Genomic DNA, 18,433 nt, shown 5'->3' with positions numbered 1-18,433 from the left:
ACTTACATCTGTCAGGCTAATAGACCTTGGGAGACGTCGACATGTTCGACACCGTGGCCCGCCTCGTGATCCGCTACCGATGGATCGTCCTGATCGCGGCAGTCGTCTTCGCCGCCGTCTCCGGCGCGTTCGGCGCGCCCGGCGTGCCCTCGCTCAAACCCGGCGGCGCGGAGGACCTGTCCTCGGAGTCCAGCGTCGCCGCGGCCAAGCTGAAGAACGACTTCGGCCACAGCGAGTCCGACCTCGTGCTGCTGGTGGGGGCGAACGACCACACCGTGGACTCGCCAGGCAGCAGCGCGGGCGCGCGGGCCGTGGTCGACGCGCTGTCCGCGACGCCGGGGGTGTCCTCGGTGCTGTCCTACTGGCAGACCCACGACTCCGGGATGCGCAGCCGGGACGGCAGCCAGGGTCTCGTGCTGGCCAGCATCGCGGGCGACGACAAGCAGCAGGAGACCGTCATCGACGCGCTGCACACGGACCTCGCCACGGTGGGCACCGGCGTGACGGTGCAGTTCGGCGGCCCGGCCCAGGTCGGCCGCGACCTCGGCGGCCAGGTGGTCAAGGATCTCGGCAAGGCCGAGGCGATCTCCGGGCCCATCACGCTGATCCTGCTGGTGGTCGCCTTCGGCTCGGTGGTGGCTGGCCTGCTGCCGCTGGCCATCGGCGTGCTGGCCATCCTCGGCACGCTGCTGATCCTGCGCGGGCTCACCATGGTGACCGACGTCTCCACGTACTCGCTGAACCTGGCCACCGCGCTCGGCCTCGGCCTCGCCATCGACTACAGCCTGTTCATCGTCGGCAGGTACCGCGAGGAGCTGCGCGCGGGGCACACGCCGCACGACGCCCTGCGGGTCACCATGCGCACCGCGGGACGGACGGTCGCGTTCAGCGCCCTGACCGTCGCGGCAGCGCTGTCCGCGCTGCTGATCTTCCCGATGTTCTTCCTGCGCTCCTTCGGTTACGCGGGCATCGCGGTCGTGGTGCTCGCCGCCGTCGGCGCGCTGCTGGTGCTGCCGGCGCTGCTCGCCGTGCTCGGCACCAGGGTGGACCGGCTGTCGCTGCCCTGGCTGCGGCGCAGGGCGGACCGGCTGGCCGCCAGGGATCCGTTGCGCGGCAGGTGGGCCGGGCTGGCCGCAGCCGTGCTGCGCAAGCCGTTGGTCACCGCAGGACTCGTCGTCGGCGCGCTGCTGCTGGTCGGCATCCCCACCCTCGGCATCAAGTTCGGCCTCCCGGACGACCGCGTGCTGCCCACCACGGCGTCCGGCCGCCTCGTCGCGGAACAGGTCAGGAACAACTTCCCGACCGCGGAGTCGGCGACGCTGTCGGTCGTCGCCGAGGGCGCCGCCGCGACCGGGGCCGGCAACGCCGCGATCGCCGACTACGCAAAGAAGTTGGCCACCCTGCCGCACGTCGCGCGGGTGCAGTCCGCGGGCGGTTCGTTCGGACCGGGCGGTGCGCCGCTGGAGTCCGCGGGGACCCGAGGCGGCACGGCGGAGTTCACCTCCCCGGCCGGCACCTGGCTCGCCGTGGTGCCGGAGGGCTCGCTCGACCCGTACTCGGACGCGGGCCGACAGCTCGTCAGGGACGTCCGCGCCACGCCAGCGCCGTTCGCGGTGCAGGTCGCGGGCAGCTCGGCGAGACTGGTCGACACCGAGGCGTCCATCGGCTCGCACCTGCCCCTCGCCGCGGCAATCATCGGCCTGGTCACGCTGCTCCTGCTGTTCCTGTTCACCGGCAGCGTGTTCATCCCGATCAAGGCGCTGGTGCTGAACCTGCTCTCGCTCGGCGCCGTGTTCGGCCTGATCGTGCTGGTGTTCCAGCAGGGTCACCTGGCCACACTGCTCGGCTTCACCGCAACCGGCACCACGGACACCTCCATGCCGGTCCTGTTGTTCTGCATCACCTTCGGGCTGTCCATGGACTACGAGGTGTTCCTGCTCAGCAGGATCGCCGAGGAACACCGCAGGACCGGCGACACCAACGCCGCGGTGGTGAGCGGAATAGCCAGGACCGGCCGCATCATCACGACGGCGGCGGCGCTGCTCGCCGTGGTGTTCTTCGCCTTCGGCACGGCGCAGATCAGCTTCCTCAAGCTCTTCGGGCTCGGCTGCGCGGTGGCGATCCTCATCGACGCCACGGTGATCCGGTGCCTGCTGGTGCCGGCGGTGATGGGGCTGGCCGGCCGGCTCAACTGGTGGGCGCCCGGCCCGTTGAAGCGGCTGCATCGGCGCATCGGGCTCCGCGAGGACGGCGGCGCGCCCGAGCCGCCGCCACCGCGCCGGGCGGCGCAACCCGCGGTCGCCGGCACGGAGCACACCAATACCTGACCGAACCATCCACACAGGACCGAACGAACCGCGTCGCCGGCCACCGGCCGGGAACAACACCTGGGGGAGAGCGAGTCATGCCCGTATCCGCCGGCCCGCGAGGCGCCGCCGACCAACCGAGCCTCGCCGGCAGGGTCGCCCTGGTCACCGGGGCGTCCAGGGGCCTCGGCGCGGCCATCGCGCTCGGCCTCGCCGCAAGGGGCGCCGCCGTCGCCGTCAACTACCACGCGTCGCGTGCGCGCGCCGAAGAGGTCGTCAGGGCCATCGAGGACGAGGGCGGCAAGGCGGTGGCCCTGCCGGCCGACGTCGCCGACCCGGACGCGTGCGCCGAGCTCGTCGCCGGCACCATCGCCAACCTCGGCGGCCTTGACGTGCTGGTGAACAACGCCGGCATCACCAAGGACTCCCTGATCTACCAACAGGAACCGGCTGACTGGCTGGCCGTCATGCGGGTCAACTTCGGCGGCGTCGTCAACTGCACCAGGGCGGCGATGGGCACGATGCTGCGCCAGCGGTCCGGTTCGATCGTGAACATCTCCTCGGTGATGGGCATCAGGGGCTGGGTCGGCGAGTCGCCGTACGCGGCGTCCAAGGCGGCGATCAACGCCTTCACCCGGTGCACCGCGGTGGAGGCGGCCCGATTCGGCGTGCGCGCCAACGCCGTGCTGCCCGGCTTCGCCGCGACCGACCTGGTCGCCGGGCTCACCACGAAGAACGGCGGCAGGGGAATCCTGCGGCAGATCCCGGCGAAATCCTTCGCCGGTCCCGAGGACGTCGCCAACGTGGTGGCGTTCCTGGCCGGCCCCGGCGCCGCGTACATGACCGGGTCGCTGGTCACCGTGGACGGCGGGGCCAGCGCCGTGCTCGGCGTCGGCGCCCCTCTCGGCTGAGCCGCGACACACCATCGAAGAAGGAGGCAAGGCAATGTCCGACAACAACTACCTGCCAGCCGTGCAAGACGCCGTCGTCGAGGCGCTCGGCCTGGAGACCGAGGAGGTGACGCCGGACAGCACGCTGACCGGCGACCTCGGCGCCGAGTCCATCGACCTGCTGGACATCCTGTTCCGGATCGAGCGCGCCACCGGCGCGAAGATCCAGGCCAGCGATCTCGCCGACCACATCCAGGGCGGCATCCCCGACGCCGAGTTCGGCACGGACGACGACATGGTCAGCGATCTCGGCCTGGCCCACCTCCAGGCGGTCATGCCGCAGATCCACATCGCCGACCTGGTCGGCAAGCTGCCGGCCGACGAGGTGATCAGCCTGTTCACCGTGCGCAACCTCGCCGACATGGTGACGCGGTTCGCCCCGCTCGGCTCGGGCTGAACCGCCCCGGCCCCCGTCCACCCGTCACCGAGAAACCAGGAGGCCGTCGTGCGCTTCCAGCTCATCGACCGGATCGAACGCCTCGAGCGCGGGCGGTCGCTGCGCGCGCGCAAGCTCACCTCGTTGTCCGAGACGTTCTGGCAGCGCGGCCAGAACGGACCGAGGATGCCCGGCTACCTGATCCTGGAGGCGCTGTGCCAGGCCGGCTCCTGGCTGGTGCTGCTCAGCACGGACGGGCAGCGGCGGGCGACCCTGCTCACGGTCGGCCGGGTGGAGTTCCTCGACCCGGTGCTGCCGGGAGACGTGCTGACGCTGGACGTCGAGGCCGCGAGCCTCACCAGCGACGCCGCCCTGATGTCCGGCGAGGCCAGGGTGGGCGACCGGCTCGTCGCGCGCGTCGCCGACGTGATGTGCGCGCTCATGGACGCGGAGGAACTGGAGGACCCGGAGCAGACCGACCTGATGGGGCGCGTGCTGCTCGGCGCACTGGGGGAGCCGAGGTGACCGGGTCAGCCGCAGGCCGCCGGGTCGTGGTCACCGGGCTCGGCGCGGTCACCCCGGTCGGCAACGACGTCGAGTCCACCTGGGCCGCCCTCACCGAGGGACGCAGCGGAGTGCGCGCCAACACCACCTTCGACACCACCACGTTCGCGGTGCACATCGCCGGCATCGTGACCGGCTTCGACCTCGCCGACCACGTGCCCGGCTACACCAGGGGACCGCTGTCCAGGCAGGCGGGCTTCGGGCTGGCCGCCACCGCGCAGGCGGTCGCCGACGCCGGCCTGGCGGACGGGTACCACCCGCCAGAGGCGCGGGGCATCGCCATGGGCAGCAGCGTCGGCCGCATCACCCTGGACGAGCTCGGCGGCGTGCTGCACGACCTGCACGTGCGGCAGCCGCAACGGGTTCCCCGGCTGGACGCCGACGGCGTGGCCGAACGGGACGCCACCAGGGTGCTGTCCCTGCTCGCCGAACTCGCCGACTGCGCGGGACCGAGCCTGAACGTGAGCACGGCGTGCAGCGGATCCGCGCACGCGGTCGGCGAGGCCATGCGGCTGATCCAGGACGGCGCCGCGGACGTCATGGTGGCAGGCGGTTTCGACTCGCTGACCACCTGGCTGGACGTGCTCGGGTTCAGCCTGCTCAACGCGATCACCGACGCGCACCAGGACGAGCCAGCGCGGGCGTCGCGCCCCTTCGACGCCGCGCGATCCGGGTTCGTGCTCGGCGAGGGCGCCGTGGTGCTCGTGCTCGAGGACCTGGACAGCGCGGTGGCCAGGGGCGCGCCGATCCACGCCGAGCTGGTCGGCTACAGCGCCACCATGAACGCCTACCGGATCACCGACGCGCCACCGGACGGCGGCGGCTGCACCACGGCGATGGCCGAGGCGATCGCCGAGTCCGGGCTCACCGGCGCGGACATCGACTACGTCGCCTCGCACGGCACCTCGACACCCGGCAACGACCTCTGCGAAACCGTTGCGATCAAAGCGGTGTTCGGCGCGGACGCCCACCGGCTCGCGATCAGCTCGGTGAAGTCGATGACCGGCCACCTCACCGCGGCTTCCGGCGCGTTGAACCTGCTGTGCGCGGTGCTGGCCATCCGCCACCACGTCATCCCGCCGACCATCAACCAGGACACCCCGGATCCGAAACTGGACCTGGACTACGTGCCGAACACGGCGCGCCGGACGCCGGTGCGGGCGGCGCTGGTCAACGCGTTCGCCTTCGGCGGCACCAACGCGTCCCTCGTGCTGCGGTCGGCGGTCACCCCATGAGGGAACTCGACGCCGTCGACGTGGTCGTCACCATCGAACCAGGGGTGCGCGGGGTCGGCCTGCGCAACGTGCCGGCCAGCCTCCAGGTGTTCGACACGCACTTCCCGCGCTTTCCCGTGCTGCCAGGGGTGTTGGTGCTCGGCAGCCTCGTCGAGCTGGCCCGCAGGGTGTGCGTGGCGGCCGACGCGGGGGAGTGGCGGTTGGTCGAGGCCGGCCGGATCCAGTACCGGCGCTACGTCCAGCCCGGCGACCAACTGATGTTGACCGTGCGCGTGCTGGCGGCTGGCGACCGCGCGGTCGTCTTCGCCTGCGAGGTCACGGTTGAAGGCGCGCTGGTCACCCGCGCGAAGGAGATTCGGATGGTGCGAGAGGCATGAACACGGTGCAGCACAGGCGGGTCGTGGTGACCGGCATCGGGTTGGTGACCGGGCTGGGGGTCGGTACGGAGCGGACCTGGCAGGCGCTGCTCGGCGGGCGCAGCGCAGTCCGTGAGGTGTGCTCCGCCGAGGCCACGGCGCTCACCAGCAGGCTCGCCGCGCGAATCGAGGACTTCCGGCCGACCGACTTCGCCACGAAGCGGGTGCTGCGCTCCATGGTCTACAACGACCAACTCGCGCTCGCCGCCACCTGCCTGGCGCACGCGGACGCCGGCATCGACCGACCGACCGGCGACGGCGGCCGGGACGGCCTGTTCGTGGGCAGCGCCAAGGAGATCAGCGATCCCAACCACCTGCTCGACGCCACCATCGCCGGGCGAAGTCCGGACGGCGGCGTGGACATCCGCCGGTTCGGCGAGGTCGCGCGGACCTCCGCGTACCCCCTGTTCTACGTGGAGGGGTTGCAGGCCGCGTCGCTGTTCTACATCTCCCAGGCGTTCGGCCTGCGCGGCACGAACACCTACTACGACGGCACCGCCGAGGCCGGTGCGCAGGCCGTCGGCAGCGGCTGTCGCGCGATCCGCCACGGCCTGGCCGACCGGGTGATCGTCGGTGGCGCCTGCGACGCGGCGTCCTGGTGGACGATGTCCAAACTGGACTCGCTCGGCCTGCTGTCGCCGAGCAACGAGCTGGGCGACCGGGCCTGCCGACCCTTCGGGCAGGGCCGCGACGGCACCGTGCTCGGCGACGGCGCCGCGTTCCTGGTGCTGGAGGAGCGTTCCGCCGCCCTGGAGCGCGGCGCGCGCGGCTACGCCGAACTGGTCGGCTACGGCAGCACCCAGGACCTGCCCGACGGCAAGCTCGGCGAGGGCGTGGCGCGGGCGGTCCGGATCGCACTGCGGCAGGCCGGCACGGCACCGGAGGAGTCGCCGCTCGTGCTCGCGCACGGCTGCGGCACCCAGGACGGCGACCTGACCGAGGCGCGGGGACTGCGCGCCGCGCTGCCGCGCCGGCCGATGGTGACGGCCGTGTCGCCGGCCGCCGGACACCTGGTCGCCGCGGCCGGCGCGCTGAACGTCGCGGTCGCCGCGCTCGCGCTGCACCACCGAGTGGCGCCGCCCGTCGCCAACCCGGCCGACCAGGACCCGCGCTGCGGGCTCGACCTGGTCCGGGATCGACCGGCGCCGCTGCGGACGGACACGGCCATCGCGGTTGCCAGGGGACTGTTCGGCCAGACCGTCACCGTCGCCCTGCGTTCCGTGTAATCGCCTGTTGCAAAGCCTTCGCTGGGGGTGGCTGACCAACGGGCTTCGAGAGAAGAGAAGGAAGCCATGCACACTGGGGGAACGACGACTGTTGGGGGAGCGGCGACGTCGAGACCTGGGGAGCCGCCCAGGGTGCTCGTCGCCGGCATGGGGGCGGTGACGGCGCACGGCGGCACCGTGGCGCGGCTGTGGGACGCGGTCCGGCACGGGCGGGTCGGCATTCGCCCGGTGCGCGGGCTGGTGCTGGACGGCTACCGGACCAGCGTCGGGGGAGAGCTGCCGCCGGCCAAGCAGGGCTCGCCGCCGAGCTACGCGTGCTGCCGCGAACCGGTGGTCGACGTCGCGCTGACCGCCGCGACGGAGGCGATGACCGAGGCGGCCTGGGTGCGGGCCGCGGTGCCGGCGTACCGGTTCGGCGTCGTGATCGGCACCTGCAACGCGGGCCTGCTCAGCGCCCGCAAGTGGTACGTGTCAAGGGAACTCGGCGATGGCGAGGTGCCGGCCGAGCAGCTGCTGCTCGCCCCGCCGCAGGCGTTGGCCGAGGTGTTGGCCAGCCACTTCACCATCACCGGGCCGGCGATCGCCATCAACACCGCGTGCGCGGCCAGCGCCAACGCCATCGGCTACGCGGCCGACCTGATCCGGACGGGCGCGGCCGACGCGGTGCTGGTCGGCGGCGCGGACGTGTTCTCCGACGTGTTGTTCGCCGGGTTCAACTCGCTCGAGTCGCTGTCCCCGGAGCCCGCGAAGCCCTACTCGGGCGACCGGCAGGGCCTGTCGCTCGGCGAGGGCAGCGGCATGCTCGTGTTGGTGCGCGGGGAAATCGCGCAGGACGGCGGCCGGTGCCTCGCCGAGGTGCTCGGCTACGGCCTGTCCGCCGACGGCTACCACGTCACCGCCCCCGACCCCACCGGCCGGGGCGCCGCGCGTGCCATCGCGTCCGCGCTGCGCCGGGGCGCGGTCGATCCGGCCGATGTCGGCTACGTCAACGGACACGGCACCGGGACCCCGAAGAACGACGCGGCCGAGTCGGTCGCCACCCGGCGCGCTCTCGGCGAGGCCGCGGACAAGGTGGCGGTCAGCAGCACCAAGTCCATGGTGGGGCACCTGCTCGGCGCGGCCGGCGTCGTCGAGACGATCGTGACGATCAAGGCGTTGCAGGAGCAGCTCGCGCCGCCGACGGCGGGCTGGTCCGCGCAGGATCCCGTGTGCGACCTCGACTACGTGCCGAACGTGGCGCGGCCGATGACCACGGATGTCGCGCTGTCCAACAACTTCGCCTTCGCCGGGGCCAACGCGTGCCTCGCGTTGGCGCGCACCGGATGCCGGCCGGCGCCGACGGCCGCCCCGACCGACCGGGTCGTGATCACCGGGATCGCCGCGCTGACCCCGGCCGGCTGCACCGTCGGCGCGCTGCGGGACCTCGCCGCGGGCGTCGGCACGGAGTCGGCCTGCGTCGCGGAGGGCGGCAACCTGTTGGGCAGGGTGGAGTTCGACCCGGCCGCGTGGCTGACGCCGAGGGAGCGCCGCAGGATGGACCGGCTGACCGTGCTCTCGGTGGTGGCGGCCAAACAGGCGCTCGCCGACGCCGGGCTCGACCCGCGCCGGCACGGCGGCGACCGGATCGGCGTCATCGTCGGCACCGGCCTCGGGCCGATGGAGAGCATGGAGGGCTTCGCCAGGCCGGTGATCGAGTCAGGGCCCGGCGCGGCCAATCCCGCCGTCTTCCCGAACACCGTGTACAACGCGGCTGGCGGGCAGGTGGCCATGCACACCGGCGCGGTCGGGCCCGCGAGCACCATGTCGGTGCTGCACGCGTCCGGCGCAGCCGCGCTCGGCTACGCCCAGGACCTGTTGGAGGCCGACCAGGCGGACGCGATCGTCTGCATCGGCGTCGACGTGCTGACGGCGTCGGTGGTGCGCGGCTACGCCGAACTCGGGCTGCTCGCCCGCACCGACCGGCCCGGCGAACCCCGCGGCCTGCGGCTCGCCGAGGCGGGGGTGGCGCTGGTGCTGGAGCGCGCGTCGGCCGCGGCGTCCCGCGCCGCCGAGGAGTACGGCGAGCTGGTCGGCCACGCCATCACCGGGGACGCTCGCGGCCTGGTCCACCCGGACCCCGACGGCGTCGGGCTGGAGCGGGCGATGTCGCTGGCGCTGGCCAGGGGCGGCGTGCCGCCGGAGCGGGTGACGGCGGTGTGGGCGGCCGCGGCGGGACTGCCGAGGGCCGACGCGGGCGAGGCACGGGCGGTGGCCAGGCTGCTGCCGCAGCGGCCCGTCGTGCACCGCCCGAAGCTGCGGGTCGGCGAGCCGATCGGGGCCGGTGGCTCGCTGCTCGCCGTGCTGGCGCTGCTGAGCTGGCGGGTCGGCGCGATCGCTGGCCCGGTGCTGGTCAACTCCTCCTCGCTCGGCGGCACGCACATCGCGCTCGCCCTGCGCCCCACCGAATCCGAAGGGAACCACGCATGAGCGTCCGCATCCTGAGCACCGGCGCACACCTGCCGGGCGACCCGATCGACAACGACGTGCTGGCCGGTTACGTCGGCCCGCTGCCGCAGGACGTGCTGGCCGGCATCCAGGTCCAGCGCCGGCACTGGATCGCCGACCCGGAGACGGGCGAGCACAGCGAGAGCAACGCCGACCTCGCGCACCGGGCCTGCGCCTCGGCCCTGGCGGCGGGCGGGGTGCCGACCGACGAGGTCGACCTGCTCGTGCTCTGCACGGCCAGCCCCGACTACCTGTTGCCGCCCATGGTCACCCTCTTGCAGGACCGGCTCGGCCTGGCCAGGTGCGCGACCGTGGAGATCAGGTCGGGGTGCGCCGGTTTCGTCGAGGGGCTGGAGTTCGCCAGGCTGCTGCTGGAGTCCGGTGCCGGCCGCACGGCGCTGGTCGTCGGCTCCGAGACCATCTCGCCGCTGCTCGTTCCGGTGTTCCGCGACCGGGATCCCCGGCTGGTTCGGATGCGCGATCGGTTGGGGCTGTACAGCTTCGGCGACGGCGCAGGCGCGGTGCTGCTGCGCGCCGACGGCGGGCCCGGCGGGCTGCGCCCCGCGGCGTTCCGCTGCGTCGGCGGCGGCCACGCGCCGGGCATGCAGATCGTCGGCGGCGGCACCGCGACCCCGCTACACCGGCAGCTCGCCGCGCGCCGCCTGATCGATCTGCGGGTGGACGTGGTGCAGAGCGCCAAGCGGACCCCGAGCGTCATCACCGAGGGGCTGGCCGACGTCCTCGGCCGCGCGGGGCTGGCGGCCGAGGCGGTGGACGTCTGCGTGCTGCCGGAGGGCAACGCCGAGTACCTCACCGAGGAGATGGCCGCGAGCGGCCTGCACACCGGGGACTGGCTCGCGTTGCAGCACAAGGTGTTCGAGAACCTCACCACGGTCGGCGCGACCGGCTCGGCCGCGGTGCCGATCGCGCTGGACGAGGCCTGGCGCGCCGGCAGGCTGCATGCCGGGGACGAGGTGATGCTGCTGGCCGTCGAGACCAGCAAGTGGAAGTACGCCGGCACCGTGCTGACCTGGACCGCCGCCGAGTTCGCCGCGCCGTCCGCCGGGCGCGCGGCGGCGACCCCGGTCGGGGCGCGGTGACCGGCTCGCTCATCGTGCAGCGCGACGTCGTCATGGTCACCACCGACGGCGTCGAGCTGCGCGCCGACGTCTACCGGCCGGACACCCCTGCGCCTGTGCCGTGCGTGCTTACCAGGACGCCGTACGACAAGAGCCGGCAGTTGACCGTCCTCGCCGGGCTGGATCCCTGGCGCGCGGCTGAGGCCGGCCTCGCCGTGGTGTGTCAGGACGTGCGCGGCCGACACGGCTCCGGCGGGGTGTTCGAGCCGTTCGCGCACGAGGTGGCCGACGGCGTGCAGGCCGTGCGGTGGGTGGCCGAACAGCCGTGGTGCAACGGCCGGGTCGGGATGGCGGGGCGGTCCTACGCCGGTGCCACCCAGTGGCTCGCCGCGATCGGCGGCGCGCCGGGCCTGCGCGCCATCTGCCCGACAGTGACGGCAAGCGAGCTGTACGAGGGCTCTTCCTACCAGGGCGGCGCGTTCCAGTTGGGCGCCAACCTGTTCTGGGCGCATATTCTCACCCGACGACAGGGCCGGCGGCTCACCGCCGACTACGAACACCTGCCGCTGTCCACAATGGACGCGTTTCGGGACACCTCGGCCGGCTTCTACTACGACTGGCTCGCGCACCCGAGCAGGGACGAGTACTGGACGCGGCACGCCGTCAACGGGGGCTACGCGTCCGCCGAGGTCGCCGCGCTCAACATCGGCGGCTGGTTCGACCCGTTCCTGCACGGCACGCTGGAGAACTACCGCGAGGCAAGCAGGCTCCGGCCGGGGCAGCGACTGATCCTCGGGCCGTGGGGCCACGGCGGCGTCTGGGGCGGCTACCCGGACCACCGGCTGCCCGACATGCCGGGTGCCGACCTTGACCTCACCGGTGTCGCGCTGGAGTTCCTCGCCGGCCAGCTCGGCGATGGTGTGCCGCATCGAGAACAGCTCGGCCTGTCGGAGGACGAACCGGTGCTGCTGTACGTGATGGGGGCGGGCCGGTGGCGCAGGGAGTCGACCTGGCCGCCCGCCCGCGCCGTGCCGACCCCGTGGTACCTCAGGGCGGACGGCGGGCTCTCGCCGGAGCCGCCGGGCGACGAGCCGACGGACAGTTTCCGTTACGACCCGGCCGATCCGGCGCCGACCGTCGGCGGGCCGGTGATGATCCCCGGGATGGTGCTCGGCAGTTCCTTCGGGCCGCTGGACAACCGGTCCGTCGAGGCCCGCCCCGACGTGCTGACCTACACCTCGGCGCCGTTGTCCGCGCCGGTCGAGGTCACCGGTCAGCTGTCGGCCGTGCTGTTCGCGGCGACCACCGCCGCCGACACGGACTTCGTGGTCAAGCTCAGCGACGTGCGGCCAGACGGCGCCTCGCGGCTGTTGGCCGAGGGCATCGTGCGGGCGCGCTACCGGCACGGCACGCATCGGCCGCTGCCGGTGCGGCCCGGCGCGATCGAGCGGTACCGGGTGGACCTGGTGGCCACCAGCACGGTCTTCCAGGCGGGCCACCGGATCCGGGTCACCGTCACCAGCAGCTCGTTCCCGCGCTTCGACCGCAACCTGAACACCGGAGGCCCGATCGGGGCCGAGGACCTGCGGCAGGCGCGGGTGGCCACGCAGACCGTGTGGCACAGCGCGGTGCGTCCGTCGCACGTGCTGCTTCCCGTGGTGTCCTGAGAGCTCCAGGTCAGGACGCGACGTCCGCGTCCTCTCTGACGGTCTGCCTGGCGCGCAGCCCGAGCACGGTCGCCACGGCACAGCAGAACACGACGGCAGCGGCGATCGCGACGCTGCCGTCCGCCGCGGTCAGGAAGGCCCCGGTCGCCGCGCGCCGCAGTTCCTCGGCCTGCCCGGGCGGCAGCGTGGCGGCGGTGGACAGCGTCGCGCTCAGCGAGGAGCTCGCGTGCGACCCGGCCGGTTGGCGCAGGCCCACCGCGTACGCGGACGCGGTCAGGCTGCCCAACACCGCGACCCCCAGCGTCGCGCCAAGCTGCCGGCTGGTGTCGTTGACCGCCGACCCGACGCCGGCCCGCTCGCGGGGCAACGAGGACATGATCAGCTCGGTGGCCGGCGCCATCACCAAACCCATGCCCAGCGCCATGATCACGGTCGCGGCCAGCAACAGCGGATAGCCGGTGTCGGTCGAAGCCTGTGCCAGCACGACAAGTCCCGCGCCCATGCCGGTCAGGCCGAGCGAGAGCGTCGCCCTCGCGCCGTGCCGCCGCGCCAGCCTCGGGGCAAGCGGGGCGACCGCCCCGAGCGTGCCGGCGAACGGCAGCGCGGCCAGCCCGGCCCGCAGCGGGGAGTAGCCGAGCACGAACTGAAGCTGTTGGGTCAGCAGGAACAGCGACCCGGCCAGGCCGAAGAACACCACCGTCACGGCGAGGCTCGGCAGCGTGAACGTGGCCCGCCGGAAGACCGAGAGGTCCAGCAACGGGGCCGGGGCGCGCAGCTCCCACACGACGAACACCGCGAGCACGGCCGCCGCGCCGGCCAGCCGCAGGATCGTGGTGGCGGAGCCCCATCCGCTGCCCGGCGCCTCGATCAGGCCGTACACCAGCAGGCCGACCCCGGCGATCGACAGGACCGAGCCGACCAGGTCGAGGCGAACCTGGTGCGCCGCACGGAATTCGGGCACCCAGCGCAGCGTGAGCAGCACGGTGACCGCCACGATCGGCAGGTTGACCACGAAGACCGAACCCCACCAGAAGTGGCCTAACAGCACGCCGCCGAGGCTGGGTCCCGCCGCGACCGCGAGCCCCGAGGTGGCCGACCACAGGCCGATCGCCCTGCCCCGCTCGGCCGGGTCGGCGAACACCTCGCTGAGCAGTGAGAGGGTCGCCGGCAGTACCAGCGCGGTGCCGGTGCCCATCACCGCGCGGCTCGCGATCAGCTGCTCCGGCAACCAGGACAGCGTCGCTGCGGCCGAGCCGACGGCGAACACGGCGAGGCCGATCAGCAGCGCGCGGCGGCGGCCGTTGCGGTCGCCCCAGCTCCCGCCGACCAGCAGCAGGCCGGCGAGCAGCAACGTGTAGGCGTCCACCACCCACTGGAGCTGGCTCACCGACGCGGCGAGCTGACGGGCGATGCTGGGCAGCGCCACGTTCACGATGGTGTTGTCCACGTTGACGATGAGCAACGCCAGGCACAGCACGGCGAGTATCCGCCATCGTCGTTCGTGGATGGTCGCCACTAGTCTCCCCCTTGGCCATCGTACGTTTACATGTGTTAGTTTGTCTCGTGCTTGCCCGGTGTCAAGAGGCCGATTGAGGAGGCGACGCGGTCCATGAGTCGTCAGGTCACCCCCGAACCCGACACGACCGATCCGGGGAAACCGGTGGCGCGCAAGCGCAACCGGCGCGGCGAGGGCGGTCGCCTGCGCACCGAGTTGGTCGCGGCCGCAAGCCGGCTGCTCGAGACCGTGGACAGCGAGGACGGCCTGTCGCTGCGGGCCGTCGCGCGCGAGGTCGGCGTGTCCGCGCCCAGCGTGTACCTCCAGTTCGCCGACAAGGAAAAGCTCATGTGGGCGGTCCTTGAGGAGCGGTTCATCGAACTCCGGGACGTCATCGAGGAGGCCGCCTCGGCCGCCGACGGCCCGGCGGAGGAGCTCAGGGCGCGCTGCGTCGCCTACTGCATGTTCGGTTTGGAGCAGCCGGGCAACTACCGCGTGCTGTTCAGCGCGGTGTCCACCTACAAGCCGGACGTCGCCCTTGACCAGCTGCCCGGCGCCGACGTGTTCTTCGGTCTCGTCGGTGCCGTGATGCGCTGCGTCGAGGCGGGCGTGGCGCGCAGGCTCGACCCGTTCCTCGCCGGCACCGTGCTGTGGAGCACCCTGCACGGCATGGTGATGCTCCGCATCAGCAAACCGGTGTTCCCGTGGCCGAGCATCGAGACCCTGATCAGGCATCTGCTCGTCGAGCAGATCGGTTTGTCCTTTGACGGCACGGAGGAAGAGGTGAGCTGATGGCCGCGGCGCAACCGGAGCCGGCCAGTTCGTTGGTCATCGGGGCCGGCGTCGCCGGTGTGGCCAGTGCGCTCGCGCTGGCTCGGGCCGGGCGTCCGGTCACCGTCCTCGAGCGAAAGCCGCGCGACGCGACGCCCACCTCCACCGGCGGCTGGCACCTGTGGAGCAACGCGGTCCGGGCGTTACAGGCGCTCGGCGTCGCGCCGGAGGTCACGGCGGCGGCCGCCCACCTGGAGACCACCGAGTACCTCACCGCCTCGGGGGCCGCGCTCGGCCAGTGGCCGATCGGCGAGCTCGGCAGGGGGCTCGGCGCGACCGACCTCGGCATCAGCCGGGAGCGGCTGCACCAGGTGCTGCTGGCCGCGCTCACCGACCTGGCCGGAGACGACGTGGTGCGCTACGGCCAGCAGGTCGTCGCGGTGCGCCAGCGGCCCGACCGGGTCGAGGCGGAACTGGCGGACGGCCAGGTGCTCGGCGCGGACCTGCTGGTCGGCGCCGACGGAATCCGGTCCCGCACCCGCGCCGCCGTGTTCGGGCACACGACGCCGCGCTATGCCGGCTATGTCCAGTGGCAGGCCCTGATTCCGGACACCGATCCGCACACCGGGCGGCGTTGGTTACCGGACGGCGTGGAGCGGGTGATGTTCGGTCGCCGCTGTCGCGCCGTCGCCCATCAGGTCGGCGACGGCAGGCTGTTCTGGGCGGGAATTGTGTACGGTCCACCGGACTGGCGCGCCGACGAACACCCGAAAGAACGCCTGCTGGCCCATCTCGCGGACTTCCCGGCCCCGATTCCCGCGGTGATCGGAGCTACTCCGGAACGGTCCATCAACGGCCACGACATTCACGACCTGCCGGCGTTGCGGCGCTGGACCGACGGCCGGGTCGTGCTCATTGGCGACGCGGCGCACGCGATGACGACGAACCTCAGTCAGGGCGCGTGCCTCGCGATCGAGGACGCGGTGGTGCTCGCCCGCTGTCTCGACGGTCCAGGCTCCGTGCCGGAGCGGCTGCTTGCCTACCAGGAACGGCGTCAGCCGCGCGCGCAGCCGGTCGCCCGCCGTTCGTGGCGCATCGCCGGCATGGGCGGCTGGCGCAACCCGGTCGCGATCGCCCTGCGGAACCGCGTGATGACGATGACCTTCAACTCCGTGGCTTTGCGCGACCACAGAAAGTTCGTCAGCACCGAGATCTGACCACGGAATACTCTCCGGTAACCGAGGCTACGTATAACTACGCATTCCTTTTGCTACGCAGAGTGTGGGTATTGCCGCCACCGGTGGAAGTCGTCAACTGCTTACTTCTGTTTGGGTGTTGTCAGCTTGCTGCCAGTTCGCTCGGCGGCAATGAAGAATATTGCAACTTGCTGCCAATGGGTGTGTTCGGTCGTCCCGTTCACTTAGTCTCTCTCAGCAACGTGAACGGTGCGGGTCTCCTTGCTCCGAAGGTCGCTGGGGGCGGCTTGGGTAAGGTTGTTTCATTCGGATTGACATTCTTTCGTACGGGTGAAGTCAATTGGGGGAAGTCGTGCACAGATGCGGACATGTGGCCCGTCGCGGGTCGCGCTCCGGCCGCACGCCGGGGGTGCTCGGGTGAACGCCAGGACGGCGGAGCTGCTCACGATGATCGACTCGACCGTGGCAGACCGCTGGCAGCCCTGCCGGGGCTGCCGGGCGCTGGTCCTGGTCGAGCAGGTGCGCGCGGGACACGGCAGCTGCCCGGACTGCGGCGCGCTGACCAGGCTCGGCGCCCAGGAACGCATCGCCTTCCTCGCCGACCCCGGCTCGTTCGCCGAGCTGGACGCCGACCTGACCGGCGGCGACCCGCTCGGCTTCACCGACCGGCTGCCCTATGCGCAACGCCTCGACGCGGCGCGCGAGCGCACCGGGCTGGCGGACTCGGTCAGCTACGGCACCGCCACCGTCGCCGGGGTGCGCGTCGTCCTGGTGGCCATGGACTTCGCCTTCCTCGGCGGCAGCATGGGCACCGTCGCGGGCGAGAAGGTGACTAGGGCGGCCGAACGCGCGCTGCGCGACCGGTGCCCGCTGCTGGTCGTGGCCGCGTCCGGCGGCGCGCGCATGCAGGAGGGCGTGCTGTCGCTGGCGCAGATGGCCAAGACCGCCTCGGCGTTCCAGCGGCTGTGCGAGGAGCGGGTCCCCACCATCGGGGTGATCACCGACCCGGTCTACGGCGGGGTGGCCGCGTCGTTCAGCGCGCTCGCCGACGTGATCGTCGCCGAGTCGGGGGCGCGAGCCGGCTTCGCCGGCCCTGGGGTGATCGCGCAGACCGTCCGCGAACAGCTGCCCGCCGGCTTCCAGACCGCGGAGTTCCTGTTGGCGCACGGGCACATCGACCTCGTGGTGCGCCGGAACGAACTGCCGGACACGCTCCGCACGTTGCTTCGCGCGACCGAGAAGCCGAAGATACAGTCCAGAAAGGACGGTGTTGACAATCCTCGACACAAGGCGCCCAGAGCCGAGGAAACCGAGGTGTGGCAACGGGTCGAGCTGGCCAGGCACCCGGACCGGCCGACCGTCCTCGACTATCTCGACAGGACGTTCGACGAGTTCCTCGAACTGCATGGAGACCGGTGGTCCGGCGACGACGCGGCGATCGTCGGCGGGCTCGCCCGGCTCGGCGGCCGGCCGGTGCTGGTCGTGGGCACCTGCAAGGGATCGAGCACCGAGGAGCGGGTTCGGCGCAACTTCGGCATGGCGCATCCCGCCGGCTACCGCAAGGCGGTGCGGCTGTACCGCCTCGCCGCGCGCTGGCGGCTGCCGCTGGTCACGGTGATCGACACCGCAGGCGCGTACCCGGGGGTGCGGGCCGAGCAGGAGAACCAGAGCGGGGCGATCGCGGAGGCGCTGGCGGCGCTGAGCACCCTGCCCGTCCCGGTGCTCAGCGTCATCACCGGCGAGGGCGGCAGCGGCGGCGCGTTGGCGCTCGCGGTGGCGGACACCCTGCTGATGCAGGAGAACGCGGTGCTCTCGGTGATCAGCCCGGAGGGCGCCTCCACGATCCTGTTCGGCGAGGCAGGCCACGCCAAGCAGGCCGCTCGGGCGCTGGGGATCACCGCGGCGGACCAGCTCGACAACGGCATCGCGGACGACATCGTGCCGGAGCCGCCCGGCGGCGCGCACACGGATCCGGCGGCCGCGGCCCGGCTGCTCGGCGAGCGGCTCGCAACCTGGCTCGACCGGCTGTGTGCCCTGCCCGCAGACGAACTGTCCGCACGACGGCGGAGCCGGTGGCGCGAGGTCGGCAGCGCAGCGACTACGGAACGGGGCGCACAGTGAACGACACCAAGCAGAACGGGCTCGACGCGGTGTTCCGTCGGGACGAGGAACTCCGGCCGTCCACGGCCACCCAGCACCTGTGGGACGCCGTGGACGCGGCCGCCAGGCTGTCCAACATCGCCGCGGGCCAGGGCGTGCAGCGGCTGAGCCTGCGGCTGGCCGAGCTGCACATCGAGGTCGAGGGCGCGACCGCCGACCGGGCGGCGGACGAGCCCTCGGGGCCCTGGCGGCCGCAGACCCCGCCCCCGACGCTGGCCGCGCCGCAGCCGGCGTCCTCGGCCGAATCGCCGCCGTCGGTGACGGCGGTGACTGCGCCGCTGGTCGGGGTGTTCTACCGGCGTCCCATGCCGACCGCGGCCCCGTTCGTCGAGGTCGGCGACGCGGTGCAGGTGGGCACCCAGCTGGGCATCGTCGAGGCGATGAAGATGATGAACGCGGTGGAGTCCCCGGTGGCGGGCACCGTGGTGGAGATCGGCGCCGAGGACGGCGCCGTCGTCGAGTACGAGCAGGCGCTGTTCCGCATCGCGCCGAGCGAGGCGTGATCCCC

15 protein-coding genes are annotated in these 18,433 nt (G+C 72.6%); 14 read left to right on the top strand and 1 reads right to left on the bottom strand.

The window, feature by feature from the left end; genetic code table 11:
• The first annotated feature begins 41 nt into the window (after positions 1-41).
• The 10 genes from F0L68_RS12450 (at position 42) to F0L68_RS12405 (ending at position 12,303) form a co-directional block, all read left to right on the top strand.
• A complete protein-coding gene (locus tag F0L68_RS12450; protein WP_149849677.1) occupies positions 42-2,327 on the top strand; it encodes an MMPL family transporter in 2,286 nt (761 codons plus the stop codon).
• A gap of 77 nt (positions 2,328-2,404) precedes the next feature.
• A complete protein-coding gene (locus F0L68_RS12445) occupies positions 2,405-3,217 on the top strand; it encodes an SDR family oxidoreductase (protein WP_149849676.1) in 813 nt (270 codons plus the stop codon).
• 34 nt (positions 3,218-3,251) lie between these two features.
• A complete protein-coding gene (locus tag F0L68_RS12440; protein WP_149849675.1) occupies positions 3,252-3,653 on the top strand; it encodes an acyl carrier protein in 402 nt (133 codons plus the stop codon).
• A gap of 48 nt (positions 3,654-3,701) precedes the next feature.
• The gene (locus F0L68_RS12435) at positions 3,702-4,157 is read left to right on the top strand and encodes a 3-hydroxyacyl-ACP dehydratase FabZ family protein (RefSeq protein ID WP_149849674.1); all 456 of its coding nucleotides are present in this window, start codon (positions 3,702-3,704) and stop codon (positions 4,155-4,157) included.
• Entirely contained in the window at positions 4,154-5,431 is a 1,278-nt protein-coding gene (locus F0L68_RS12430; RefSeq protein ID WP_149849673.1) for a beta-ketoacyl-[acyl-carrier-protein] synthase family protein, read from the top strand. The genes F0L68_RS12435 and F0L68_RS12430 overlap by 4 nt, the downstream gene beginning before the upstream one ends.
• Positions 5,428-5,808, top strand: coding sequence for an ApeI family dehydratase (locus tag F0L68_RS12425; RefSeq protein WP_149849672.1), 381 nt, complete (start codon positions 5,428-5,430; stop codon positions 5,806-5,808). The genes F0L68_RS12430 and F0L68_RS12425 overlap by 4 nt, the downstream gene beginning before the upstream one ends.
• Positions 5,805-7,073, top strand: coding sequence for a beta-ketoacyl-[acyl-carrier-protein] synthase family protein (locus F0L68_RS12420; protein ID WP_149849671.1), 1,269 nt, complete (start codon positions 5,805-5,807; stop codon positions 7,071-7,073). The genes F0L68_RS12425 and F0L68_RS12420 overlap by 4 nt, the downstream gene beginning before the upstream one ends.
• 132 nt (positions 7,074-7,205) lie before the next feature.
• A complete protein-coding gene (locus F0L68_RS12415) occupies positions 7,206-9,539 on the top strand; it encodes a beta-ketoacyl-[acyl-carrier-protein] synthase family protein (RefSeq protein ID WP_240542967.1) in 2,334 nt (777 codons plus the stop codon).
• The gene (locus tag F0L68_RS12410) at positions 9,536-10,657 is read left to right on the top strand and encodes a 3-oxoacyl-ACP synthase III family protein (RefSeq protein WP_149849669.1); all 1,122 of its coding nucleotides are present in this window, start codon (positions 9,536-9,538) and stop codon (positions 10,655-10,657) included. The genes F0L68_RS12415 and F0L68_RS12410 overlap by 4 nt, the downstream gene beginning before the upstream one ends.
• Positions 10,654-12,303: a CocE/NonD family hydrolase gene (locus tag F0L68_RS12405; RefSeq protein WP_149849668.1), complete on the top strand. Its 1,650-nt coding sequence runs from the start codon at positions 10,654-10,656 to the stop codon at positions 12,301-12,303. The genes F0L68_RS12410 and F0L68_RS12405 overlap by 4 nt, the downstream gene beginning before the upstream one ends.
• 10 nt (positions 12,304-12,313) lie before the next feature.
• Here F0L68_RS12405 and F0L68_RS12400 read toward each other — a convergent pair whose 3' ends face one another.
• Entirely contained in the window at positions 12,314-13,819 is a 1,506-nt protein-coding gene (locus tag F0L68_RS12400; protein WP_188316536.1) for an MFS transporter, read from the bottom strand.
• Between the two features lie 93 nt (positions 13,820-13,912).
• Between F0L68_RS12400 and F0L68_RS42315 the strand changes: the two genes are divergently transcribed.
• From F0L68_RS42315 to F0L68_RS12385, 4 genes are all read left to right on the top strand, one after another.
• Positions 13,913-14,590, top strand: coding sequence for a TetR/AcrR family transcriptional regulator (locus F0L68_RS42315; RefSeq protein ID WP_188316535.1), 678 nt, complete (start codon positions 13,913-13,915; stop codon positions 14,588-14,590).
• Positions 14,590-15,786 (top strand): FAD-dependent oxidoreductase, encoded by a 1,197-nt coding sequence (locus F0L68_RS12395; RefSeq protein ID WP_149849666.1) that lies wholly within the window; start codon positions 14,590-14,592, stop codon positions 15,784-15,786. The genes F0L68_RS42315 and F0L68_RS12395 overlap by 1 nt, the downstream gene beginning before the upstream one ends.
• A 426-nt stretch (positions 15,787-16,212) precedes the next feature.
• The gene (gene accA, locus F0L68_RS12390) at positions 16,213-17,886 is read left to right on the top strand and encodes an acetyl-CoA carboxylase carboxyl transferase subunit alpha (RefSeq protein WP_149849736.1); all 1,674 of its coding nucleotides are present in this window, start codon (positions 16,213-16,215) and stop codon (positions 17,884-17,886) included.
• Positions 17,883-18,428, top strand: coding sequence for an acetyl-CoA carboxylase biotin carboxyl carrier protein (locus F0L68_RS12385; protein ID WP_149849665.1), 546 nt, complete (start codon positions 17,883-17,885; stop codon positions 18,426-18,428). Before accA ends, F0L68_RS12385 begins: the two co-directional genes overlap by 4 nt.
• Positions 18,429-18,433 lie beyond the last annotated feature (5 nt).

The organism is Solihabitans fulvus (genome assembly GCF_008386585.1).
Taxonomy (GTDB): domain Bacteria; phylum Actinomycetota; class Actinomycetes; order Mycobacteriales; family Pseudonocardiaceae; genus Solihabitans; species Solihabitans fulvus.
This window is presented reverse-complemented; position numbering and strand designations above follow the sequence as displayed.

What these genes read in the sequence shown, in the direction of transcription:
- F0L68_RS12395 (WP_149849666.1), top strand. Translation starts at nt 14,590, where the DNA reads ATGGCCGCGGCGCAACCGGAGCCGGCCAGTTCGTTGGTCATCGGGGCC.
- accA (WP_149849736.1), top strand. Translation starts at nt 16,213, where the DNA reads ATGATCGACTCGACCGTGGCAGACCGCTGGCAGCCCTGCCGGGGCTGC.
- F0L68_RS12450 (WP_149849677.1), top strand. Translation starts at nt 42, where the DNA reads ATGTTCGACACCGTGGCCCGCCTCGTGATCCGCTACCGATGGATCGTC.
- F0L68_RS12445 (WP_149849676.1), top strand. Translation starts at nt 2,405, where the DNA reads ATGCCCGTATCCGCCGGCCCGCGAGGCGCCGCCGACCAACCGAGCCTC.
- F0L68_RS12440 (WP_149849675.1), top strand. Translation starts at nt 3,252, where the DNA reads ATGTCCGACAACAACTACCTGCCAGCCGTGCAAGACGCCGTCGTCGAG.
- F0L68_RS42315 (WP_188316535.1), top strand. Translation starts at nt 13,913, where the DNA reads ATGAGTCGTCAGGTCACCCCCGAACCCGACACGACCGATCCGGGGAAA.
- F0L68_RS12425 (WP_149849672.1), top strand. Translation starts at nt 5,428, where the DNA reads ATGAGGGAACTCGACGCCGTCGACGTGGTCGTCACCATCGAACCAGGG.
- F0L68_RS12410 (WP_149849669.1), top strand. Translation starts at nt 9,536, where the DNA reads ATGAGCGTCCGCATCCTGAGCACCGGCGCACACCTGCCGGGCGACCCG.
- F0L68_RS12420 (WP_149849671.1), top strand. Translation starts at nt 5,805, where the DNA reads ATGAACACGGTGCAGCACAGGCGGGTCGTGGTGACCGGCATCGGGTTG.